Source organism: Bacteroides sp. 3_2_5, from assembly GCF_000159855.2.
GTDB lineage: Bacteria > Bacteroidota > Bacteroidia > Bacteroidales > Bacteroidaceae > Bacteroides > Bacteroides fragilis.
Genome location: NZ_JH636044.1, coordinates 2,057,693 through 2,082,351, shown reverse-complemented (window position 1 = coordinate 2,082,351; position 24,659 = coordinate 2,057,693). Strand labels below are relative to the sequence as shown.

At 41.2% G+C, this 24,659-nt stretch carries 23 protein-coding genes; 9 read left to right on the top strand and 14 right to left on the bottom strand.

Annotated features, from left to right (window positions below):
- Window positions 1–94: 94 nt before the first annotated feature.
- The 12 genes from tssD to BSHG_RS09615 form a co-directional block, all read right to left on the bottom strand.
- On the bottom strand, window positions 95–490 hold the full coding sequence (tssD, locus tag BSHG_RS09560; RefSeq protein ID WP_004310139.1) for a type VI secretion system tube protein TssD: 396 nt from the start codon (window positions 488–490) through the stop codon (window positions 95–97).
- Window positions 491–1,003: 513 nt separating this feature from the next.
- The gene (locus tag BSHG_RS09565; RefSeq protein WP_004310140.1) at window positions 1,004–1,807 is read right to left on the bottom strand and encodes a DUF5457 domain-containing protein; all 804 of its coding nucleotides are present in this window, start codon (window positions 1,805–1,807) and stop codon (window positions 1,004–1,006) included.
- Window positions 1,808–1,812: 5 nt separating this feature from the next.
- On the bottom strand, window positions 1,813–4,161 hold the full coding sequence (gene tssR / locus BSHG_RS09570) for a type VI secretion system protein TssR domain-containing protein (RefSeq protein ID WP_008659499.1): 2,349 nt from the start codon (window positions 4,159–4,161) through the stop codon (window positions 1,813–1,815).
- Window positions 4,158–5,099: a PKD domain-containing protein gene (locus BSHG_RS09575; RefSeq protein ID WP_004310142.1), complete on the bottom strand. Its 942-nt coding sequence runs from the start codon at window positions 5,097–5,099 to the stop codon at window positions 4,158–4,160. Before BSHG_RS09575 ends, tssR begins: the two co-directional genes overlap by 4 nt.
- Window positions 5,100–5,109: 10 nt before the next feature.
- Complete coding sequence (tssO, locus tag BSHG_RS09580) at window positions 5,110–5,556, bottom strand: type VI secretion system TssO (RefSeq protein ID WP_004310143.1); 447 nt, start codon at window positions 5,554–5,556, stop codon at window positions 5,110–5,112.
- Window positions 5,553–6,050 carry a type VI secretion system TssO gene (locus BSHG_RS09585; protein ID WP_004310144.1) on the bottom strand — a complete coding sequence of 166 codons (498 nt, stop codon included), beginning with the start codon at window positions 6,048–6,050 and terminating at the stop codon, window positions 5,553–5,555. The genes tssO and BSHG_RS09585 overlap by 4 nt, the downstream gene beginning before the upstream one ends.
- A gap of 20 nt (window positions 6,051–6,070) precedes the next feature.
- Entirely contained in the window at window positions 6,071–7,219 is a 1,149-nt protein-coding gene (locus tag BSHG_RS09590) for a hypothetical protein (RefSeq protein WP_004310145.1), read from the bottom strand.
- Window positions 7,220–7,222: 3 nt separating this feature from the next.
- The gene (locus BSHG_RS09595; RefSeq protein ID WP_004310146.1) at window positions 7,223–8,101 is read right to left on the bottom strand and encodes a TssN family type VI secretion system protein; all 879 of its coding nucleotides are present in this window, start codon (window positions 8,099–8,101) and stop codon (window positions 7,223–7,225) included.
- Window positions 8,102–8,114: 13 nt separating this feature from the next.
- Window positions 8,115–9,050: a hypothetical protein gene (locus BSHG_RS09600; RefSeq protein WP_005777320.1), complete on the bottom strand. Its 936-nt coding sequence runs from the start codon at window positions 9,048–9,050 to the stop codon at window positions 8,115–8,117.
- Window positions 9,035–11,473, bottom strand: coding sequence for an AAA family ATPase (locus tag BSHG_RS09605; RefSeq protein WP_004310148.1), 2,439 nt, complete (start codon window positions 11,471–11,473; stop codon window positions 9,035–9,037). The genes BSHG_RS09600 and BSHG_RS09605 overlap by 16 nt, the downstream gene beginning before the upstream one ends.
- Window positions 11,470–13,245: a type VI secretion system baseplate subunit TssF gene (locus BSHG_RS09610; RefSeq protein ID WP_004310149.1), complete on the bottom strand. Its 1,776-nt coding sequence runs from the start codon at window positions 13,243–13,245 to the stop codon at window positions 11,470–11,472. The genes BSHG_RS09605 and BSHG_RS09610 overlap by 4 nt, the downstream gene beginning before the upstream one ends.
- Window positions 13,246–13,252: 7 nt before the next feature.
- Window positions 13,253–13,675 (bottom strand): GPW/gp25 family protein, encoded by a 423-nt coding sequence (locus BSHG_RS09615; RefSeq protein ID WP_004310150.1) that lies wholly within the window; start codon window positions 13,673–13,675, stop codon window positions 13,253–13,255.
- A 167-nt stretch (window positions 13,676–13,842) separates the two neighbouring features.
- Between BSHG_RS09615 and BSHG_RS09620 the strand changes: the two genes are divergently transcribed.
- The 8 genes from BSHG_RS09620 (at window position 13,843) to BSHG_RS09655 (ending at window position 20,803) form a co-directional block, all read left to right on the top strand.
- Window positions 13,843–14,310 carry a hypothetical protein gene (locus BSHG_RS09620; protein ID WP_004310151.1) on the top strand — a complete coding sequence of 156 codons (468 nt, stop codon included), beginning with the start codon at window positions 13,843–13,845 and terminating at the stop codon, window positions 14,308–14,310.
- A gap of 12 nt (window positions 14,311–14,322) precedes the next feature.
- The gene (locus tag BSHG_RS09625) at window positions 14,323–15,702 is read left to right on the top strand and encodes a DUF5458 family protein (RefSeq protein ID WP_004310152.1); all 1,380 of its coding nucleotides are present in this window, start codon (window positions 14,323–14,325) and stop codon (window positions 15,700–15,702) included.
- A 112-nt stretch (window positions 15,703–15,814) separates the two neighbouring features.
- Window positions 15,815–16,429 (top strand): hypothetical protein, encoded by a 615-nt coding sequence (locus BSHG_RS09630; RefSeq protein ID WP_004310153.1) that lies wholly within the window; start codon window positions 15,815–15,817, stop codon window positions 16,427–16,429.
- A 5-nt stretch (window positions 16,430–16,434) separates the two neighbouring features.
- Window positions 16,435–17,007: a hypothetical protein gene (locus BSHG_RS23710; protein ID WP_004310154.1), complete on the top strand. Its 573-nt coding sequence runs from the start codon at window positions 16,435–16,437 to the stop codon at window positions 17,005–17,007.
- Window positions 17,008–17,576: 569 nt separating this feature from the next.
- Window positions 17,577–18,353 carry a TetR/AcrR family transcriptional regulator gene (locus BSHG_RS09640; protein WP_004310156.1) on the top strand — a complete coding sequence of 259 codons (777 nt, stop codon included), beginning with the start codon at window positions 17,577–17,579 and terminating at the stop codon, window positions 18,351–18,353.
- Between the two features lie 782 nt (window positions 18,354–19,135).
- Window positions 19,136–19,549, top strand: a complete 414-nt coding sequence (locus tag BSHG_RS09645; RefSeq protein ID WP_004310157.1) for a single-stranded DNA-binding protein — start codon at window positions 19,136–19,138, stop codon at window positions 19,547–19,549.
- Window positions 19,550–19,786: 237 nt separating this feature from the next.
- Entirely contained in the window at window positions 19,787–20,542 is a 756-nt protein-coding gene (locus BSHG_RS09650; protein WP_004310158.1) for a ParA family protein, read from the top strand.
- 6 nt (window positions 20,543–20,548) lie between these two features.
- Entirely contained in the window at window positions 20,549–20,803 is a 255-nt protein-coding gene (locus BSHG_RS09655) for a hypothetical protein (RefSeq protein ID WP_004310159.1), read from the top strand.
- Between the two features lie 70 nt (window positions 20,804–20,873).
- On the opposite strand, the gene BSHG_RS09660 is transcribed toward BSHG_RS09655, so the two are convergent.
- Window positions 20,874–22,193: an ATP-binding protein gene (locus BSHG_RS09660; protein ID WP_004322072.1), complete on the bottom strand. Its 1,320-nt coding sequence runs from the start codon at window positions 22,191–22,193 to the stop codon at window positions 20,874–20,876.
- Window positions 22,194–22,462: 269 nt separating this feature from the next.
- The gene (locus BSHG_RS23480) at window positions 22,463–22,699 is read right to left on the bottom strand and encodes a hypothetical protein (protein WP_004310161.1); all 237 of its coding nucleotides are present in this window, start codon (window positions 22,697–22,699) and stop codon (window positions 22,463–22,465) included.
- 48 nt (window positions 22,700–22,747) lie between these two features.
- Between BSHG_RS23480 and BSHG_RS09665 the strand changes: the two genes are divergently transcribed.
- Window positions 22,748–24,487, top strand: a complete 1,740-nt coding sequence (locus BSHG_RS09665; protein ID WP_008659497.1) for a ParB/RepB/Spo0J family partition protein — start codon at window positions 22,748–22,750, stop codon at window positions 24,485–24,487.
- Window positions 24,488–24,659 lie beyond the last annotated feature (172 nt).

Here is a 24,659-nt window from a genome sequence, read left to right as displayed (position 1 = left end):
ACGGTTTATATCCAAATTGCCAAAGCCGCCCGGCGGAAGTCCGTCGGACGGCCTGACAAATGTTTTGATTTAGGATTTACCTATGTACGCCGATTTATTTCTTCGGCCAACGGTTGTCAAGAGCTGCGCTGCCGACGATGATTTCTTCAGCGGAGAACGTAATGGTGATTGTCATAGGCACATCGTTGTTCGCGTCCAGAGTTTCCGAGTAGTGAACGATGTATGCGTTCTTGAACTGGATCTCCTTCATCTTGGCATCTTCCTCCGTTTTTTTGTAGATAATCTTTCCTTCTACAGGTTTGAAAGGGCTGTTCAACATCGCTTCGATGACAGAAGTGTCTTCTGTTGATTCGATGGTTGCTTTTACTCTACCACCCAATACGCTTGAAGAGGGCATACCTTTAGGGTCTGTGTTACGACTAAACTCATAGTTTGAATAAAGGACGTCAAATTCCTTGTTGTTAAGTTCCAATGATGCTCTAAATGCCATAATACTTGGATTTAATGGGTTAAACTTAATTATTTTACTTCGGTTTCTCCGTCCTTGCGCCCTAACCGGTATAGATGCAAAAAAGAGAAAACCTCAAAAACGATTTTTTGAAATTTCCTCTCAGCCTCCGGATGACTCAGTTTTATTGTGGGAAAAAGAGAAGAAAATAAAACATCATCTTTGATGTGAGCAAATATAAGTGCTTATATTCATTTTTCCAAATTTTTTAGCGCGTTTTTTTGCTGTTATTTTCATTTTAACACGTTTTAAACTAATGTTCGTGTATAAAGCCACTGTCCTATATGATTAGAAACACGCCCCGTTGATGATGTGTCGCTATTAAATTGATTCCTGGCATTGTACAATAACACTTGTAGAAGAAGTTTCATCAAGAACGGACGAAACCGCCGGAAAGTAAACTGCTGCCGGAATGCATAAAAACGATATCCACCGCATGAAAGTGGCAGATACCGTTAGCAGATTGACTATGTAGTCTGAATGTTTGCGTATGTCCTAATTCTTACGCCCGTATCGGCAGATGAGCAATGAACTTAATACCAGGAGTGCAAGGGCAATCATCCATGTGTAGATCTTCCGTTCCTTTTCCAAATGTTCGATGTCCGCCGCTTGTTGTTTGGAGCAAGTTGTCAGTATATTAATCTGGGATTGTTGTGCCTTGCAGATATCCATAAGTTCAGAATTAATCCGTTGCTGTGTCTCCAGCGAAGTTTGGATGTTCTTGAAGTTGCGGTTGGTCGTATATGCGTCACGGATATATCCGGGCGTGCTAACCTGTAACGAGGGAACCTGTATGCTGTCCGGAAGGTATGTCAGTTCTGCATTATTGCGCCGTTCCGTTGCGAAGCTGTTGAACAGGAGTATGCCAACAAGTGTGCCGCTGATCAGAAAGGCTATTAATGCTATGATGGCAAACATTGTGTTTGATGATTTTGCGACAGGTTGTTGGTACTCTCGTTCAAGCCATGGATGATGGTTCATCGTGTGAGGCGGAATGGATGTTCCATACTCTACAGTCCGGACTTCGGCATTTTCTTCGGTCTCTTTTTTCTCAAGAGCCTTACGTCTTGATATATCCATAAATTCGCGCTTGGCAATCTGGTATTTATCCGCTTGATAAATTACAAGGTCGTTTTTTACCAGCCAGTCAAGAACGTCCTTGACACTCCGTTCTGATACCTTGAGGTTGCTGATGCTCCAAAATATTTCTGCACAAGATACCCATATTGGCTTCTGGAGGCACTTCTGATATAGGATTTCAAGAATCTCTGCCTGTAGTTGTTCTCTTGTTGGTTCCATTTTATTTACAGTATTAATTGTTTCGGAATAAAATAATATTTCTTGCCGGTGATGAATACAGGTCTGAAAAGGTTGCGTTGATATATGTCTTCCAGTCTCTTCATCTTTGAAATCAAGGTTGTATAGCCACTATTAAAGTCCGTCAGTTCAACCTTTCTTTTCTTTAGTTTCTTCACCTTTGTTGAATTTAAAAGGCTGTCATTGGCCATGACTCCCGTCTTACAATAGAAGATTTGAGCCAAATATGGATTTCTGGGCAATACTTTTCGATAGAAACTTCTGTTTATGCTTTTCTTTTGCCGGTTAAATTGCTTGCGAAGCACTCTTAGCTCCTTTTTCCCTATGTTATCTGAGAACTCCGGGAGCAGTCCCCTGTAGCTTTGCAGCAGTTCCATCACTTCCTTGTCATCGAGTAGATATCCATATTCGTACCCGTCCATTATACTGTCCGCTACGGAGGCCTTTATATAGTAGGTGTCATTCACGCTGTTTCTATCTATATCGTCAAGGCTCATACTGTCAGGATTTTCCGTATGATGGAATATATGCGTCAGTTCGGATGTGGGACGGCTTCTTAGGACACCTATATTTCGCTCATAATCTTTAAGTGAGTGCAACAGTAGGCTGTCCGTCTCGAAAGATTGCCATAATACGGAATCCAAGGCTGTTTCCAAAGCGTTGCTTTCCAGTCTGTTTCTACCTTTAGGGAATAAGATTCCTCCTACCGTAAGGCTGTTGTATGGAGCATCATACAGGTATAAGTTGGCATCCGTAGCTTCTATGTTCTTGAACAGCTCCGTCTTTACCAGTCTGCTGTCTGCGATATAATTGGATATATGGTCTATGTATTTCGTAGAATGGCTGTCCAGAATAGATTTGGCCTGCAATAGGAAGTCCTGATAAGAAGTGCCTGATGCTCTGTCTATCTGGGCAAACAGAAGCCTTGCCGGTTGGGTTGCCAGCCACGAGAGTTGTTGCTCGTGCAAGGATAAAGTTTGCTTTGACCCTAAAATGACAAATACATTGTTGCTGAAACGGCTTTCGTTATCATAACGGGAGATTTGTTTGATAGCCCCGCCAAAACCGTAAAACGATGATTGTTCCTCTTGTTCGTTTTTCCGCTTGGAAGAAATGGATTGTTTGATATAGTCGAGCCAGGCTGAAAAGTCCTTGGTTGGAGCCAAATGTCTGTTTTCTCCGTTGGAGGATATGCAAGTTGCTGAGAAAGTGTAGTCATATTCGGGCTTCATTTTCAGCTTTAGGTTCTGTAGCACATTGATATATGGGGATAGATAAGGTAGGTCGGCATCATTGAACAGTACATGTATGTTCACGTTTTTGGTTTCCGCTTCCATCTTTCGGACATCGGAAACCATGATGTCTCCGCCTTTGATATTGATAATCTTATTCCAGTTCTTGTCCCAGACGGACAGAGGATAGTTCAGCCGGATATTCCCATTCGTCATAGGCCCTGCCGGGTTTCCATCCAGGTTGAACAACATCGTACCCTGAATATTCGCATTATGTAATGCCAACGTATCGGGATACATTAGGTTGACAGCACACAACAAAGAATCACGGTATCGTGAATAATCAATATGATACACCTCATTTTGGCCGACTTCTGCAAGAAGGTCAGCGGGAACCCACCCTAAAAAGCGTTTGGTACTGTCTGATAATGCGGGAACATTGGAAATCAATGCGGATTTGCCGCTCTTGTCTAACTTGTATAGGTAAACAACCTCTCCGCTGACAACTACCGCATCCGTTGTTGTTTTCAAAAACGGCTCTCCGTATATTTTCAGGGTATCTCCATTGAAGAATTGATGGATATCGAACAGCTTGTTAATGCTGTTTATGCCTATACGGTACCTTATCGGCTGGTTGTTGCGGGGATTGATACGGGCATGGTCGTACATCAGTACATTTTCCGATGGTATCCATCCGGCATAATTGACTTTACGGGGTTCCTTAAAGTGTCTCTTGCTGTTATACAGGAAACCTATTATCGACTTGGGCTTGCCTGTAATGTCTGGGTCAGCCTGAACGAGCTTGTAGGTTCCGTTCTTTTCACCTACTATGTAATAGGGTGTGCCAATCCCGTGTGAAGACCGCTTACGCTGGAAATACGGGTCTTCATAACTTTGATTTCCAGTCCTGTCCGAATAGACAATTCTGTTTGTCTTGCTTTTCTTTGTTTTGACAGGAGCTTCTGTTAATTCCGGATAATTGAATATATCCCTATCCATTATTTGTATTCTGTCGCGGATGGACACTTGGGCAGATACGTTGCACGCAAGAGTAATCATCACGGCCACAGAAAACAGATTTCGTATGAGATTCAGTTGTTTCATTTTTCAATATAACTTTGTGTCACATGGATGGACTTGACGCAATTCAAATCGTCAATTTTTACATCATCAATACTCACACGCTTTTTCCTGTTGCTTTCAAGAAAATGCAGTCCTTGACAATAGCCGTTGAAGTCATTGTATTTTTCATCATTGATGACGACCACTACCTGGTCTGCATCAATGCAAAAATATTTGTTACGGATATAATTCGTATGTTCGTAATAGACCGACTTTTGTGAGACTTTGGCGTCAGCTATGGCTTGCAAGTGTTTTTTTATATCATTCTGTACCAGTACCAACGAATCCACCGTGACCAGTTCCTCTGCTTTTTCAAAGCGTGGGAGAATGGTTATACGGTGCTTCACCGGATATTTCGTCGTATTGGTTTGTAATGAGATGGTGTATTCTCCCGGAATATCATACGAATACACGACTTGCTGCTCGTATGCGTCCACAGTACCGCTTTCTCCAAATTCCCATAGCCATGTGTCCATACCATAGCCTTCTGCCGAAAAGACCAGCTCTTCACCTTGATAACCCTCTGACACTCCATTTATACGGGGTATGGAATCAATGGCCTCATGCTCCAGCCCTGAGATAACTTTGATATACTTGTTTACGGAGTGTTTTCCGTCTATTTTCAAAGTAATAAGATATTTGCCGGCCTTACGGTAAGTGTATGACACATCCGTATTTCTCATCAGTGTATCACCGTTTCCCATTTCCCAAATGAGCCGCTTGCCTTTAATCGCTGCCGTATCGTTGACTAATAGCTCCAACCGCTCATTGACCTCATAATGAAAATTATCATTGGTGTCATACACATAAAAGTCAATATTGGCAAGGTGCGACTTCGAAGGCAGGAACAAAAACAAAAGGATACCTGCCATGGCAACCAGTCCCAATATGATGATTGTTATAGTTTTCTTATTATCCATTGCGAATGTTTTATAAATTGGCTTTACATTCTTCCAAATCCCGTTCAATCAGTGCATTGTTATGTACCAGACTGTTCAATTCCTCTTTTATGTCGAATTGGCATTTAAGCATTCTGGAGGACAACACGCCGAAAAGGAATTTCGTATTCATATTGTTTTCCTTGTATATATGCTGCAATTGGTAAATCCCATCCTTCACCTCGTCCATCTTTTGTACTTGATGAATGTTGAAGTCCAGAGAGTCAATCTCATTCCAGATGTTCTGCGCTTGCTGCATATGTGTATGCTGGATTTCAAAAATGCGTTCGGAATGGTTGATTTCGTTTATCAACTCCGAACTGTCCTCTGTCGGTACGTTGAGTATATACCGGCAAAGTATGATATAAATTGCGGCTACTGAGAAAATCAGCAGCAGGAGGAAACGGATGTTTCCCCATAGCATTTCGTCTTTTGTCATGGCTTCGTCAGTTTATTCTTGGTTAATTCCTGATATTTGATTCTACACTTTTCAAGTTGCTCCATGTTGCTTTCACGCTTTTTGCTTTCGCGGTCAAGGTCATCCATTGATGATTGGATGACACGGATCTGTTCAAGCATAGCTTTATACACTTCGTACTTGCTTTTATCGGCCTGCATTGCAATGTCATTTTCCATTAATAACCGTTTTTTGGTTATCAATTTTTGCATGTGCTTGTGTTCACTCGAATTTCGCCGCTTGGTCTTCAGATTGTTCAAGTCCCGGAACAATTCTTCTATCTGGAAGTTAAGTTCTGCCTGTTTCTTGAACACATTGTCATATTCGGCCTTCTTGCTTTCAAGAAGGGATATTCCTTTTTGTGCAGTCACAATCGTTACGATACCTCCGGTTGTGGTCACAATCAGTGCGATAGCGAATACCAAAGTAAATCGGAGCTTCGCTTTCAAACGAGCTTTTTTGTTTTCTGCTTCCATACTTGCTATGATTTAATCGCTCAACCTATAAACGACCATGATCGTTTCTTTTGAGCCTCTATTGTTTCGTGACTTTCGTCTCCTACTATAATATTCTCACGAACCATTCCGATGTATTCCAGTTCACTCATTTTGTGGAACATATTGCTGAGCAGTGTCACAAATGCCCCTGCCGTCTGCAATGATTGGTTTATATTGGTATGGTCATACATAAGCTTGGTTAGGCTCTCTATCTTCGTGATAAATTCAGAGGGTGTGACATTGGTCCACTCATAGAAGTATTGGAGCAATTGTTCTCTTTCCGTTTCGGAAAGACTTTGAAGAGCGGAGTTCAGACCGTTTGCAAGCTCATTCACGGCCTGCACAAGATATATCGGCGGTTGCTCTAAGGCGATTTGTTCGATAAAGAAGATTCTTGAGTTGTAAAAGGCCGAGAAAGCCTTACACAGCTCAAATGTATTATTGGCAAGCGTATCTCTACGCTTGTCAGCAACATTCCTGCTGTAAATGAGTTTCACGTCTTCTTTTATCGACTGTAGGGTACGTGCCAATTGGGAAATGAATGTTTTAATCCCATCGTGGCAAGCGGAATGTTGTACCGGTGGAATATATTGATGATTGATTTTATAGGTATTCCCTTGTCTGCATACCTCTGCCACCAGCAAAAAATTCTGGCTGTAGAAAGATTTGTTGACTTGGTTTTTGGGAACGATATGGAGTTTTATGCTCGGCAAGACATACGGGTGATGCAAAGGCACCTCTTCCGGGTCCGGTTCACCGACAGGTATCAAGTGATACGGATCTACGGATATTAGTACCATATACTCGCTGTCCTCGGCTTGCAGACCGGATTCTGAAATGGTTGCACAGGGTTTCTCATCCCCGTATAAACCGTCGTAATAAACGATGGGCAGACCGCCTTTGGTGATAGCGTTGCAGCTTTTCAGGCGGACACAGAGAGTGGACATGGTATCACCTGAAATCTCTATTTCAAGATTGTCACCTATCCCTTCAAGGACCTCTCCAAGACCATAGTTATAACTGGTCAGACTCCTTCCTGCTTCGCGGTTGAGAGCTTCCGTTTGGCAATATTGGTTTGCAAAGAAATGCTGACTGGTCAGCTTCAGACCATTGACCCAGTTTACAGGCAAATATGTTAGTGTTTTCATATATTATGATGTTTTTGTTTCTACTTGTACACGCCGGATATATATCGTTTGATTATTCTTAATCTTATTGCTCTCACTCGTCAGAGTGGGGTCAAGTATTCTTATGAACAACGGGAAGTTAAACCATTTTGAGGTATAGAACATCCATCCGATTTGCATATCTTCCTTCTCTGTTTCAATCTTGTTTTGGGGGAAACGCCTGTTTTGGTCTTCGATAACCCAATTGAACCAATTCCCAAGAGATATTTCATTGGGCAGGCGGACAACCAACGAAGCGTATGTCGGGTCTTTTATATTCCGTTTGATTTTGACTTTGACCGTTCGGAAGCCGAAGTTGTCTATGTTGTCCCAATATTTCCGGTCAAAGGTACCATAGCTCAATTCCCATGGGGTATATATCGGGTGCGGGATGTCCAGGAACAGGGTTCTGCTGTACATAATCAGATATGGGATTGCAAACCATAGGATATTTGTTGTGTTCCATAGCGAATAAGGTAGCTTGCTTATCAGTTCAAACAGCAGATAGTAGCACCATCCGCCTAAAGCGCATATTGTGGTTAGAGTGAGAATGACCGCTGTTCGGGAACTGCCAATACCGATTGCTCCGAACAAATCGGAGGTTGACAGTTTGCAGAACAATGCTCCAAGGAGGATATAGGACAATATCGTGAATGTCAAGCCTCCCCAGACGTATTCGTTTTTTAGGAAACCGAACAGGCTGGGTAAAGCGACGGCAATGGAAGCCAGAAGAATGAATATGATTAATTTCTTCAGGCTAAGTTTGCTCTTGATCGTTTTTATTCCGGTCAAGACAAATATCATCACGGCTACAAATAATGGAGCCAATAAATAACGTGCAAAGAAATATAGCAATATCTTCATATTATTAGATTTTTCATAAGTTCATATTATATCCTAATCGGTTTTCTCCGAGTATAAAATCCGTTTCTCCACGTACCAGATAATCAACTTCGATATTTCTTGTTGAAAGGATGAAAAATTCAAGTATCCGGCGGACATTGGATAGATGCGTTTTTACCTCCTCATAGTCATCTGTCGGAGTATCAAGGATGATTGTCGCCGTCAAATCATCGGTTTCGCTTATCATTAGACCATTAAGGCCTAATGTCTGTCCGACACATCCGGAACCGACGGAAAGGTAAACCGTTTCATCAATCTCATGGACTTCCAGTCGCAGTTTCACCTTCAATCCCAAAACGATAAGAAGCAGTTGCTCGATAGCAGGCAGGTTCTCTTTATACCGTTCTGCATTGCAGAGGAATAGGAACAGCTTATATTTCTGATGGGAAGTAATGGATAGTTCGACATTTTCCATAACTTCAATCATCTTGATGAAGTTCTTCTTGGAGTCCGGGTCTGAAAAGAAATTCAGATGGCGGTTATTGATACGGACCTTTTCTTTGAAAAACTCTGTATCAAAGGGTGCAAAGAATTGTATAAGCTCTTTATCCTGTTTTTCATTGGCTCGGATGGCTTCAACTATCTCCTTGTTGCTCATGCCCGGTGTGCTAAGCACCAATGGATGAAATAGTAATTCCGGCAATTGATGATAGATGCTGTTTCTTGCCAGATTCAGCAATATATATTCTTTGTCGGCATTTGTCGCCGCGATATGCTGTACCGAAACACTTAATACATCTCTGGATTTCACACGACTGTTCATACCATGGCAATTAACCATAGTATGGTCCAACAGCCGCCGGTCAAGAATAAATTGAAGTTCATCATAAAAGATTTCTGCGACAAAATTTATTGCCTGACTGCGTTGGATGCTTTCCAAGGGTTTCTTTTGCGCTAACATTGTTCCCATATCAGTTCACCGTTTCGATAGTTTATGACGATGTTGTCACCCGACTTGATTTGCTCAGAGACAATCAGACGAGATACGGACTTCTTGATATAAGTTCTTATGACTCCTGCTATCGGACGTGCGCCGTATTTGGGAGAATACCCTTTGTTTGCCAGATGTTGCAATGCTTCATCCGACAAATTCAACTGGATGTTTTTCTGTTTCATCAGTTGTTCTTGCAATCTTCCAAAATGGAGGTTGAATATCTGTTTGGCGACATTTTCATCTATTGGCGCAAACGGAACCACCTCGGTGAGACGTCCCAAAAATTCAGGTCGGAAATACTGTGCCATAACCTCGATGAGCTTTCCGGAATCAGGAGTATGTCCGGATTGTATTTGTTCCACAATCCACTGGCTTCCGATATTGGAGGTGAAAATGATTATGGAATTTGAAAAATCTCCTTCCCGGCCCAGTTTATCATGTATCTTGCCTTCATCCATCATTTGCAGGAAAACATCATAAACGCTGCTATGGGCTTTCTCAATCTCATCGAATAACACTACCGAATAAGGTTTCTGTCTGATTTGAGTGACCAGTAAACCACCTTCCTCATATCCTACATATCCCGGAGGTGCACCATACAGCAATGCAGCCGAATGTTCTTCCTTGAACTCGGACATGTCAAATCTGATCATGGCTGATTCGTCATCAAACAGTAACTCGGCCAGTGATTTTGTGAGTTCTGTTTTTCCCGTTCCGGTAGGGCCAAGGAAGAAGAATGAACCTATAGGCTTCTTGGGGTCACTCAGTCCGCTGCGTGATTCTATAATGGCATCTGATAAAGTCGTAATGGCCCGGTTCTGTCCTTTGACCCGTTCTTGCAATTTGCTCTCGATGCTCAAAAGTCGATCCTTCTCGCGGGCTTGTATTTTTCCGATAGGTATATTGGTGCACTCCGCTACAATCGCCTCTATTTCCGAAGAGCGTATCTCTTCAATAGACTGGTCGGATAGTGCCTTTAATTCTTTGATGATGCCCGACAAACGTCCTGCTTTTATCGCGATGTCATCTTCTTTATCCCATACATAGTTGTCTGACAGTTTGGTGGTCAATACGACACTGATTTTGCTGAATACAGAACGGTATAGTAAGTAAAGCGGCCCTTCAGATATTTTTTCGTCGAGACTCTTTATTTCCTCAAAATCCGCTTCCAAATCAGATACACTGGCTCGTGCATTCTTATTGCATAGCCGGACGGCAGCAGCGGTTCTGTCAAGCAGGTCGATGGCGGCATATGGCAGGCTGCGTTCCTTAAAATATCGTTTGGAGAGTGCGATTGAATCTTTAATACACGCATCTGAAATTCTCAGCTCGTAATAGTTTTCAATCCTTTTTTTATGTAATTGTATGGCACTTTCAAGTGTAGCCGTATCCAGTTCTTCAATCTTTATGATATCAAGACGCCCTTCTATCGGATGCTTTTCGATGTTCTTCCGGTAAGAATCGTTCGTGAGTGTGAGAACAAGATTTGCGGCTCCCTCGCTGATTTGCGCACTTAATATGTTGATAAGTGTGGATGCTTTGCCTGATACGCTGTTCTCCAAAAGGACCTGTAAATCATCAATCACCAGCACAGCTTGTTCCAATTGGTTGAGCTTGTGCATCAGATTGACAACTTTTTGTGCTATCTCCGTTTCAGACGAGGTTGATGCGAGCAGTTTTGCCGTATTGAGTCCGACAATAGATATTTGCTTTAACATCTCGTCTTCATTCTCACAGATATCTTTGACAAAGGCGTTAATGATGGAACTCTTCCCGATACCGGATTCACCGACAATCAGTATGCCCTTGTTCTCTGAGCGTTCGAGGCATTCTAAAATAGTACGGACCTCTTTTTCCCTACCGACGACAAAGCCACCGGCATTGATGGTTTCTTGCTTTTTTAGGTTGTCGGCATAAGGAACGCTTGCTGTTATCTGCATTTCCTCTCCTTGATAAGAATGCAACGGGGTAAGGGCATTGTAGTGGGACAATATGTCATCTTCCGAAACATCCAGCATCTCTATCTGCTGATGCGAATACACGACACCTTCACGCAATATGGCGGTAAACACACAGATGGAGTCTATGGAATCCGCTCCTAATTTAATTTTAGACCGTTCGGATTCATCCAAAACCTTTGACAGTTCTTCATCAGGTTCCACTTCTTCTGTGGAAGTACCACTGGACCTATACATTTCGCGGTGGGTGTCAAACCATTCCATTATGTAGCCGACATCCTTCTGCATCGAGGATAAAATTTCCTTTAGACCCGTGTTTTCTGCAAACATGGCCATGACAAGATGTGACACGCCGAACGTGTTATGCTTGTCTTGAAGTGCCATTCCTCTTGCTATCTTAAGGGCAGACACCAAACTTGGGCTATAATTGCTATCATTCATACGAATTTGATTTTATAGTTTGAATTACATACAGAGCGTTCAGTCAAATCTTTTTCAAGATAATGGGCCAATTCTTCCAGATTGGGAATTTCATCTTTATCAAATTGTCCAAACTTTATCTTGACCTCTGTCACTCTGATTAATCCTTTTTTGCTGTCAGGAGATATAGTCACGCCATTACCGACTTCGACTGATTCAACATGTTTTCCCAGCTTGTGCAACAAGTAGCTTTTGATGTCTTCTTTAGATATAATCCGTTCCCGGGACAACAGACCATACCTTAAACTATTAATAAGTTCCTGTTCGCTATCATGCGTTGTTCCTCCTTGCATACAAGTGCGCAACATGATGCCTGAAGCGTCATATTTTTCTATGTTGAATTGTTGTATCAGTGTGCGTTCATTGAAACCGTTCGCCAAAGATCCGGAAGTCACCCAATATTTTATCTCGGCATTGGTCGCATCCTTTTGGGGGACACTTAAAACAAAGGCCTTTATTTTGTTATCTCCTTTTAGCGTGGCCTCCAATCCTTTCTCTATATCATTTATCTTGTTGAACAACTCTTTGAGCTGCGTCGAAAGTGCATCCGGATTCATTGAAGCAAAAGCACTCCCGTCTTCTTTCATTAATTGTAACACTTTTGAAATTAATGAGCGGGCACTGTCCGAATCAAATCGTTCAAGGTCGCCAAAATACAGGCTGAATATACCTGTCGGATTTTCCTCATACTGGTTCAGTCGGTTTACATATTCCCGGCCTGTGTTGTCTTGAAACGAGCGTATGTTCAAGAATTGTGTACGGCCCGGACATTTCAGGGGTATAATTCGTCCGGTGGAACGGAAATTATGCTGTTTGTAAACGATTTGTCTGTTTACAACCGGAAATGTGTTCAAATATACTTCCAGATTTTCAAGACTTTCTTTCGTGAATATTTCCGGAAAGACTATCTTGACCCAAAAGAGATTCTCAGAGTCATCTGGGACCTCGCAGTCGGCCACATAACCGGGAAACATTTCTCGGTAGGTATGTTTCTCTTTGGAAGCATCTTTTATACTCACATTAAAATATAGGTCACTATAAAAATCGCGGATTTCATCAAAGTAGTGCGCATTACTATATGGATCTTCAACATGAAGGCCTGTTTTTGCATTCAATCGGTTTCCTGTGCAGTCATAGAAGAAAGCCATATTCATAAACGGAAGTAACCCCATATCGGAAGGCTTGATACAAAACATTACAGAGTCCATGTTTTGCAGGACTTCTTTAGACACATCCAGCCCGACCCAGACGCAATAATCCGCTATCCGGTTTTTAGGGCCAAGGAAGCGTGTTGGAGTGCTAAAGCTATCGGTTGAATGCCTTATACTATCGTTGTATGCGATTGCTTTGACTTTTGCATCAACCAGTTTATAGGAAAACAAAGGGGTTATAAAGACTTGAATATCCCCTTTGCCAAATATGTTTTTCTCTGCATAAAAGTGATCTTCGGCATCAAGTTCGCAACATTCCCCATGATTGGGGGTAATAGTCATAAGCGCATGGGCCGGCTTTGGCAGCGACCATTTGTTTCCTATGAGTATTCTGGACAGGCGGTGAAGTATCCGTGAATCGGACTGATCTATTTCTTGATGCAGCTTGTTGGACTCATGGGCAAAAACTTCAAGCAGCAAATCTATCACGGGGTCCATATCGCGTATATCGGATACACCCCAAAACTCCATAGCCTGCTTTAATATTCGTTCCTTTATTGCAATTTGTTTCTTGTCTGACATAGTTCGATTATTGTGATAAAGGGCTTATATATAATGAGGTGTTAAAACTGAATTTCTCGTTGGTTCTATCCATTATTCCGGTCACCGTTATTTGTGCCTTTCTTCGGATATGAGATACTTTATCTATATTTTCTTCTTCTATTTCCAAAAGGGTAACGTTCACATCTACATTCCGTAGTCTCTTTTCATATTTCTCTATCGTTTTTATTAAGGAGTTTTTTACTCCTTCCTCCCAATCGCTGATTTTCACAAGTTGGTTGAACTCAAGGTCCCATATCATGGAACCAAAGTCTTCTCGGCCGATAACTTCCCCATGGTGAGAAAGAATCAGTAGCATGATGTGTTGGGCTATCGATTCCTGATAGGAACACCTTTGCAATTTCTTGGCAACAGCCGATTGCAATTGTAATGGCATTTTCAGGTAAGTCATACTATTCTTTTATTTTATTCTATTTCGCAAATATACTCTTTTCCTTGTTAGATGCCAATAAAATGCTCCTAAAAATTTGATGGTTTCAGAAATAATTCATATATTGCGCACGGTCACAAAACCAAAAGAGAGCTATAAAAAAAGTATGATATTAAAAAGTAAATTCTATGGCAATCTACAATTATGGAATTGGAGGCAACGAAGTAAAAGTCGATGCGAACGAATCCATCGCGGAAATCCCCTCCAACCGAACTTTGATAGTTCAAAAACTGACAGATGAAGCTCCTGCGGCTCCGGAAAGCGTGTATGGTTTGGAAACCATTGAAGATGTGTTCCAACGTTTTGAACCAACAGTTGACTTATGCCACGTGGATGCGGAAGGTAATGAAATCAAGGAAATCATGACATTCACCGGACTTGGAGACTTCGGAGCCAAGAAGATTAAAGAGAAGAGTGATTTCTTGAGTAAACTTGACATTGAGAAAGAGCAGGGTGTCAGAATAACTCGCCAGCTTACTTCCAACCGCGCTTTACAGAAAGCACTTGAAAATCCGGAAGTCAAAAATGCCATTATGGACGTGATTGAATCATCAATCGAGGAGATTCTGGCAAATCAAAAGAAAGTAGAACTTTAATCTTTTACTAAGATGAAGCAGGAAACTCAACAACAGACAGCCAGTACGACAACCTCACAGAAAGTCGTATCACAACAGGCGCAAAAGTCATCTGCATCGGCAATAGACAAACTCAAAGAATTTGGTGGCTTCGCTTTTCTTGAAAATATCATAGATGGGTATTCCAATCTTAATCCGGCACGAAAGGCCCGTCGCAACATCTTCCTCACGGATGAACAGTGGGAAAATGAACGTAAGGCCTTGGTTAATCGCTTAAGCGTATGGCTCAAACTCTTACGTGAGAATGACACTGCCGAACAAATGCGGGACAAGGCCAAAGAAACCGCAGAAAACGCCGAGAACCTTCTTAATCATAACTTGAAGAATGCTCTTGCCAGGACACGGGAACTTGAAAGCGCATATCGCACTATTGCGTTCTTTTACAAGAACACGGAAAGTGATAAGGTGAAGAATGTCACCATTGTCAATGCGACCATGGAGCAGCTTCAGGATTTGGACAATACCATTTTCGCTGACCACATTAGCAACGAACTCAAACAGAATTTTGACCGTCTTGACCTGCGTCGCAACTACTCCTTGCTTGTCGTTCCTGGATATATAGGCTCAAATGCCATTTTGGATAAGTGGTCTAAAATGGCATACGAGAACAAGGTTTTTCTTGTTACAGACTTCCAAGACCTCGAAACTCCGGACGATGTAGTAGATATATTCTTCAATGCCAATCATACGAGTGGAGATGTGTTCAAATCGAATACTATTATGACCTGTAACTGGTTGCTTGGTCGTCAAAGAGAGGAAAGCGTTGGAGAAGAAGAAAATCTTTATATTCCGCCATCTTCTTCACTTGCCGGAAAAATATACAACACCTTAATGTCTCAGGTAGTAGCCGGAAAGAAATTTGGTGGACTTAATGAAGTAGAAAGTGTACGCTTCGACCTTCGCAAGAGCGAGATTTCCGAGCTTGAACGTATGGGTCTTGTGCCGATGGTGAACGAGTACAGCAAGGTTATGGCTTTCTCCGCCAAGACATTATTTAATGGAGATAATCTTGGCTTGCAGACCTACTCCGTAGTTCGTGTATTCGACTATATAACGAAGGTACTGATTGACTTCCTGAACCGTCGGGCATTTGAAAATTGGACTACTCGCACGGAAGCAGATTTACGTGGTCAGGTTGTGAAATTCCTCGATAGTGTAATGGGACCGAACAAACTCATCGAACGCTTCAAGGTTATGAAGATTGAACAAGACCCGAATCAGAAAGACCGTGTGCTTCTTGACATCCACATCACACCGTATTTCCCGGCAAAAAGCTTCGTGATACAGCTTGCCGGTCATAAAGGCGATAATCCGGAAGATGCTATTTGGGAAAGCGAATATCATCAAGAATAGTATTGAATAATTTTAAATTTACAGATGGGCATAGTTATGCCCATCTGTAAATCATTTATCAGGGTCATGTGTTGCTGAAATTATATGTCTTATTATTGAAATCTTTACTTATATGAAACTCCGAGATGTGGATATTATTATTTCTGGTACAAAAACTGGGGATACCTATTATGCAAAATCTTATCCATGCAGTGATATGGATAAGAATAGCAAAATAGAGCTCTATGGAGTCCCTGTATATTATGTCTATATCAAAGGTACTGATGATAAAGGTCAAAGTGTAAAATATACATGGAAAGCATTACGCTTCATGCCGTATTATAACCCACCAAATTTTAGTTCTTATAAAACAATTGGATGGGTTAATAGTGGCTTGCATAAGCTCAATAGGCAGCCTGCACCAGAATATAAAAAAGCCTATGAGGTACATAATACATATTCTCAACATAATGGTGCAATAGTTCTAAAAGGAACTTTTTACATTCACGCTGGTCCTGAAGATCTTACTCATATTGGATGGGGAGCAGCAGGGTGCGTTGAAATAATAGGAAGTTTTAGTGAGTTTAAAGATCAAGTAAAAGAATTATCGGGGTCAACTCAAGTTGATGCGGATAGTGCAATTTCTGAATTAGTTTTTTATAAAAAACTTTATATAGAAATTGAATATGCTACTCCACCCAATATTAAAGCGAATTTTTATAAAGAAGTTAGTATAAAAAGGAGATAAGATTTATGTGTAACATAAAATATATACTATGTACTATATTTTGTATGTGTGCATATCTTCATGCTGCTGCAATCTGTAGCGATAGTATATCTGATAAGTTTTCATATAAGGTACTTGAAAATTTCAATTATTGTTGGGATAATAATATTGTCTATGAGGATACTAATTCCAAAGATACTGCTTTATTTGTCTCGTCTCATAAATACATAATCTCTCCTATTTTAAACGCTTTTTGTAATAATGTGAACGAACAGACAGAGTTGGCTAAGATCGGATATTGTTGTAAGCATTATCTCATTAAAGTCCCAAATAAATCAAAGAAAAATATACAATATTACTCTATAGAAATCAATATTCTATCTAATATAAAGAGTCATGCCCCCATAACCTCAAAAATAGAAGAATTAAAAAAACAGGACTATGCGATTATTGATATTATATCAGAGGCTCCTGTTATGTGTCTTGTTTTTGTGGAAGCTGATTATTTAGTAGCCGTAACTTATAATATGTTCTATGATTTTGATGATGTATTATCCTTTTCGAAATTCTTTGTAAAAGAACACTTCTCAACAAAATAATAAGATGTCATTACACAGTGAATATAAAACGTAATACATCCTCTTTCAAAGAAAAAATAGAGTTTCATTTTTCGATATATAATGCTTCTTCATTCTTATAATTCTCACATGAATAATCCAACATGAAGTTTTCTTTATATGAAATCATTAGGGTCTCATTTAAATTGACTTCTCTTATCGCAACCGGAAACTATCAGGGATTTAATGTAGATGTGCAGCAAGTTTTCTTCGTGTAGTGAGTGTTCTTTTTTCAAATTGGAGATTTTCCTATAATATAGCAATAAATAAGTAAATTAATACGTCTATTATTGAAATGCAAATTTATTGGTAAACGTAGTTTTTATATTCTGTCTATTGTTTGTAAAGCATAAAAATGTATATTTGCAACAGACCCAATTGCTCTATATCAAAACAAATGAAAAGAGAATGGAATAGCTGTATAAATACTTACAGCCTACCTTGGGATATTATCGTCAATTCAGAAAAGAAGAAGTTTATCGAAAGCTAAAATAAAAATATTTCCTTTTACTGATTTTTGCAGATTTATTTTTATAACATACTATATAATAGTGAAACAGAAAGAAAAGAAAGCTCGAAATAGGAGGACAAATGAACAAATAGACAAGGAGGTAATATCCGAACTTGAAAAGCTTGTAGCTGAATATGGTTTTGGTAATGTCAATTTGAGTGCATTGATGAAAGCTGCAAACATAGAAGCTAATGTGTTTTATAGAAGATACGGCTCAATGGAAAACCTTTACGACAGGCTTGCCAAGCAGTATGATTTCTGGATCAATGATACTATTGACGTTTCCAGCCTGAACATATTGGGACCTAAAAAGTTTTTTGCGGAAACATTCAAGACCCTTTATAGGAACTTGTCTGATAACACTGTAATGCAAAAGTTGTTACTTTATGAAATGTCGGTTATTAATGAAACGACAAAGAGAACAGCAGAAACACGGGATATTATGAATCTAAATTTGATTGCGTTTTATGACAATCTGTTTAAACCGGCGAAAATCAATATTAAAGCTATTATGGCGAATCTGATTGGAGGAATTTATTATCTGATACTTCATAGGAGGTGTGCGAAAACCTGTACAATAGATTTTAGTACTCAAGAAGGGGAAAAGGTCTTTTTCGAATGGATAGATTTTCTAACAGATGCCATTTTTGACAAACTGGAAGCGTATGAAAGGAATAGAAAAGCAGCTCAAGAAATGTTATCAGACGGCATAAGTGAGTTTAAAATATGTAAATACATGGGCATCAATAAAAATGACTTAAAAATGTTACTTTCAAATAGCCATAGAAATTCACGAGAACTTTCAAAGGAAAGCTAAAAATTTTATTTATAGTACATATCATATTGATAAGTAGAATACCATAAAATATTCGCAAAGCTCCATTGCTGCGTAAATCCCTATCCGGATACTTTGTATTAATAGCGGTCATTATCTGTATGGCCGTCGTGTGTATCCATGAACATATAAGTGATTATGGACTTAATAGTCTAATCAGGTCATTGGAGCAAGGGGTATTTGACGTTAGCTATTGTCGGTTACTTTTATAATTTTTTTCTATATCCCTTTGTATAAGGACTGATAGCCTGCTACAAGAAAAATCTGACACGCTTTGTGTAGCGCGTTACATAAAGTGCGTCAAGTTATTTTTCAAAGGGTACACGAACAGACTTGAAATTGCGGAATGATATAACTATATCACTATTCACAGTTTCAAGGTAGTCTTTGGATCTTAGTCCTGCATGTCCGTTCTCCTGTTTTATTATTCCCTGCTTTAGCGTTTTCTATTCCTTTTTTATATACTTCTATTTATCGCTTTTCTGCTGCCGTGCAACCTGCCGTGGATTGAATTTTTCCGCAAAGGTAATCGCCAGTCCCAGTCATGTCAATGCCGGCATTCAGCCGCAAGTGAAGCGCAAAAATCTTCCTCTCCGCTGGTGAGCGTATTTTTCCTCTTCAGCCTTGCCAGATTGTTCCTGCCGCCTTTGGATGCAGAAAAAATCATCCCGGAGGTCGCAAACAGGCCAAACAGAGGGAAATAAAGAATATTTATAAACTAAGGTAACGGTAGGATTAACCACCTGCCACAAAAAGAATTTATTATGTTATACGTTCACACAATTGGTCGCATTGGCAAGGATTGCCAGGTTATTACTGGAGCACACGGTTCATTCATTGCATTTGATATTGCGGTAGATGACTATTCACATGGAAACAGCATCACTACTTGGGTAAGGGTACGGAGTAAGAAAGAGAACCATATTCGACTATCCGAATATCTTACCAAAGGACGGTTACTGCTCATTGAAGGGACACTTTCGGCTTCACTGTGGAAGGATAAGGATGAAAACTGTCAGATTCAACTATCCATTACGGCAGACGCATTGGAGTTCATCAATACCGGAAAGCGTGAGGGTACAACTTCAGAAGCAGAGAGTCCGACGGATGCCGCAAGCAATGCACCTGTACCACCGGTAGCTATGCCGCAAGAGGACAAGGAAGACTTGCCGTTCTGATGATGTGCATATAGTATTGAACAACAACAAATACTAAATGTAGTATTTACTAATTATAGTAAAGTAGGAAGTTAGTAAGTTAGCTATTACTGAAAGTAGTACTTACTACATTTAGTTTATTAGTATTTTAGTATAGTAGTAAATACTAAAATACTTTTTTAGTAAAATAGTATATACTAATTATAGTATTTACTAAGAATAGTATTATCTTTGTATCGCATATAAAGACATCAAATTATGACAAAAATTATAGCTGTTTTGAATCATAAGGGTGGGGTTGGCAAGACAACTACCACCATCAATCTTGCCGCTGCTTTGCGACAGAAGAAAAAGCGTGTACTGGCTATCGACATGGACGGGCAGGCAAATCTTACAGAATCGTGTGGTCTCTCCATTGAGGAAGAACAAACGGTGTATGGGGCAATGAGAGGTGAATATCCCTTACCGGTTATCGAACTGGAGAACGGACTTGCTGTTGTGCCGTCCTGTCTCGACCTGTCGGCGGCAGAATCCGAACTGATAAACGAGCCGGGACGTGAGTTGATACTGAAAGGCCTGATTGCGAAATTGCTTGACAGTCGGAAGTTTGACTACATCCTGATTGACTGTCCACCTTCACTGGGCTTGCTGACACTCAATGCCCTTACCACAGCGGACTTTCTGATTATTCCGGTGCAGGCACAATTCCTCGCCATGCGCGGAATGGCGAAGATTACAAGCGTAATTGAGATTGTCAAGGAACGCCTGAACCCGAACCTGAGTATTGGTGGCATTGTTATTACCCAGTTTGACAAGCGCAAGACACTCAACAAGAGCGTAGCTGAAATTATCAATGACTCTTTCTGTGACAAAGTGTTCAAAACGATTGTACGGGACAATGTGGCACTGGCCGAAGCTCCTATAAAGGGAAAGAACGTCTTTGAGTACAATAAGAACTGCAATGGAGCCAAAGATTATATGGCTTTAGCACAAGAGGTTTTGAAATTAAAATAAGACAATATGGGCAAGAGTGATTTATTGAAAGACAGTATGAAAAGCGGACTGGACGGATTGCTGTCATCCACGAAGAAATCTCCGCAAAAGAAGGAAGCCACACCACTTAAAACTGAAAAAGAGCCTGCGGTACATTGCAATTTCGTTATCGACAAGAGTGTTCATACGCGTATGAAATTCCTTGCTATTGAGAAGAATATGTCATTGAGAGACATTGTAAATGAGGCGATGAAGGAGTATTTGGAAAAAAACGGTAAGTGAGGGTATGTCCCTCGCTTCCCGTTCTTTTAAATCTGTGACTTCTGTTAGTACGTTATGCCGATATGTATTGCTACATATCAGTCATTGACAACCCTTTGTATGACAGGGAATAACCTTTGAACTCTCCCGTTGCACGCATGAAAGCGGCTGCTTTCGCTTCCAGTTTTTCCATGTCGATATTTTCGGCCTTGCGTTTGACTTCGAAAAATGTCGCCGTATCGTCCAGTTCGTTTTCAGCTACTATGTCTATTTCGTTCTCACCCTTGCGGTCCCACCAGCCTCCGATACGCGTATAGACTTGCCGTTCTATCAGTACACGTTTAAAGTAACGTTCAAGCATCAGACCGCTGAAAGTTTCATAATCCCGACCTATAATCATCTTCACACTTCCATAGTTCTCTATCTCCAGCATATAGCTGTACTTGTAGATGAAGCGGAACCAGAACGTGAAAAAATTATCCTCGATGACATACCGGACATTCTTGGCGGAACTCTTCTCGAACAGCGGTTGCTTCTTCGATATGATTTCGTATTCTTTCTCCAGCTTGGTAAGATAACCGCCGATTTCCTTGCCTACCACGTTTTCAATTTCCGAACGGGATGTTTTTCCTCGTGCAATGGCCGATAGTATGGAGAAATAGATTCCGTAATCCTTGCCGAACTCTTCGATAAGAATCGCTTTACCCTCGCCCAAAAATATGGAGTCGGCCTTTATAATCTGGTCGAGCATAGTCGTTTTGGCTGTTGCTCCTGCATCCACGAGTAGTTGTACATACTTCGCCACACCGCCCGTGAAAGCGTACAAGGCCAGCAGATCTTCCGTCGTGTAGCCGGGGTTGTATTCCGAAAGAATATCTTTCAGAACAGTTGGGGTAAACGGACGCACAGTCATAAAGCGCGACTGCCGGTTATACAACGGCTCTTTCTTATCCTTGAATATCTTTGTCATCATGGAATAAATCGAACCACAGACAATCAGGTTAATACGGGACTTCGGGCTGTATAGATCCCAGATGCGCTGCATATCGCTGAACACCGATTTGTTCACACGGAAAAACTCCTGGAACTCGTCGATAAAGAGTGTGATGGGACGTTCTGCCGAAAGTTTCATCAGGTACTCGAACACATCAGTGAAGTGTTCGGCCCGCCCCATGGTTGGGACCCCCAACTTGTTCTCTATTTCAAGCCGGTAGTCCTCACACAAATCGCCTTCGGCTTTCCGGGCAACAAAGAAATAGAGAATCGGTTCGTCCTCGTATGCCTTCCACACGAGTGATGTCTTACCGATACGGCGACGTCCCGTTACCACTGTAAACTGAGCATTGTTTTTGGCCATTTCGCGAATCTTGCGAAGAGAGGCTATTTCTTCTGTCCTGTCAAAAAATCTCATATCCTTATCCTTTTTTATTGCTATTTCCGAAACGGCTGTTTCCGAAACGGCTGTTTCGTTACTGCAAAAATAATGCAAATTTCTGGTAAAACAGGCAATTGATACAGATTTATTTAGCGAAATGGCTCAAAGGATTTTTATCTGGTAAGTTCCATTCCTGTTTTACACCGTCTGGTCTTACGTCCTTCCGCTTGTCCCGTTGTATCGTTAATCATCCCTTTATAGTTCCATCCGTTTTACCATCCGCCTTTCAGCGTATTCTTCCTTTTCTATATTCTTTTAATGCCACTCATCCGGTCCATCCCTGCCATCGCCGGTTGGTTTTCCAGACGCAAAGGTGGACTGCCGCGCTTGATTCCGTCGCTTTGAAGTGCATTTCCTATAAAATTCTTCCTTTCTGCGAAAGAGTAATTTTCCGGAAAAAGCGTCGGAAATCGCTTATTCGTCAGTCCTTGTAAAGCATCTGTAAATCCCAAGCGGTTCAGGCAGAAAAGAGAACCGAACAAAGGGAAAATAAAAAATTAAATATTAAAACCAATTAAATTTTTATGATTATGGAAGCAACAGCAATTCAATCAGTAGAGAAAAACATCACAATGGTAGCATTGGCAAACGTGCAGCCGAGCAATTACAACCCACGTAAGAATTTTGACGAAGCGAGCCTTGCAGAACTTTCCGAGAGTATTCGTCAGCAGGGTGTGTTACAGCCTATTGGAGTACGCCCAATAGAAGACAACCGCTTTGAGATTGTTTTTGGAGAACGCCGATATCGTGCCTCCCTCATGGCAGGATTGGAAGACATTCCGGCTGTCGTTATGGAAATTTCAGACGAAGTTGCCGAAGAAATGGCGGTAACTGAAAACCTCCAGCGCAAGGATGTTACCCCGATAGAGGAAGCAAATGCCTACCAAAAGCTCATTGATAGTGGTCGCCACGATGTGCAGTCTTTGGCGGTGCAGTTCGGTAAAAACGAAAGCTATATCCGCACACGCCTTAAATTCGTTTCCTTAATGCCCGAAATCGCACAGCTTTTGGAACAGGACGAAATCACAATCAGCGTAGCGAGCGAAATTTGCCGTTATGGGGAAGATATTCAGAAAGAGGTGTACAACAAGCATCTTAAAGAGGGGGTGCAGTACAATAGTTGGCGAGGAATGAAAGCCTCTGATGTTGCACGGAACATCGAACGGCAATATACCACCGACTTGGAGCGATACGCATTTGACAAGACCCTCTGTCTGTCGTGTCCTCACAATACAAATAATATGATGTTATTTTGCGAGGGTGGTTGCGGAAATTGCGCCAATCGTACTTGCCTTGCTGAAATGAATGCAGCATATCTCACGGAGAAAGCCGTGCGCCTTATGGAAGAACGCCCTGAGGTATCCCTCTGCTATGAAAGTTTCAACAGCAATGAAGCCGTAGTAGAACGTCTTACCGCCATGGGTTACGAAGTGGAAAGCCTTAACTATTATGCAAAGGCATATCCCGAACAGCCCGAAGCACCCCGAAAAGATGAGTACGACACCACCGAAGAATACGAACAGGCACAGAGCGAGTTCGAACAGGATTTGAACGATTACACGGAAGAATGCGAAGAAATCCGTACCCGAAGTGAAGCAGGTGAAATCATCCTTTATTTCCGTATTGAGAGCAAGGACATCGTACTCTGTTATGTTCCGAAAGTTACCTGTACTACCAATGACACAAAACAGGAGCAGACGCTTTCACCGGTAGAGAAGTTGGAAAAGCAAGACAAACGCAACAAGGAAATTGCCCTTGAAAAGACTGTAGAGGACACAAAAAAACAGATTTTGGAGGTTGATATGTCCGATTGCAAGTTTGGGCAAGACGAGGACAAGATGATTTATTTCTTCTTGCTATCATCCCTCCGCAAAGAGCATTTCGAAGCGGTAGGTATCGAGGAAAAAAAGCCTTATTCCTACCTTACAGATGAAGAAAAGATAAACATCATTGCCAACCTCACGAGCAAGCAGAAAGCGATTATTCGCAGGGATTTTCTAATTGCTAATTTCAAGAACGCATACGGCAACAATGCCATTGCATCCCTCTTGCTTGACTTCGCACAAAAACATATGCCCGACCTGTTGGCAGACATCAAGAACGGACATAATGAAGTGTATGAGAAGCGTCACCAACGTATCGAAGAGAAAAAAGCCGTTCTTTTGGTGCAGGAACAAGCAAAGCAGGAAGCGGAGCAATCTGACAAACAGCAATCCGAAGTAGGGATGCAGACCGAAGAACAGCCACAAGAGGAAGATATTGCAGCTTAACCATAATCAGTAACCAACGAATAGAGGGTGGAGTAATCTGTCCTCTATTCGTTCCTAATTTGTAATTAGATTAAGGTGAAGATGTTCACGGACAACTGCTCCAAACCGTTGTCGGGCGGCGCGTCTGCCGGGCAAACCCGCCATCCGCGCGATTATGCCTTTTCTATCCCAT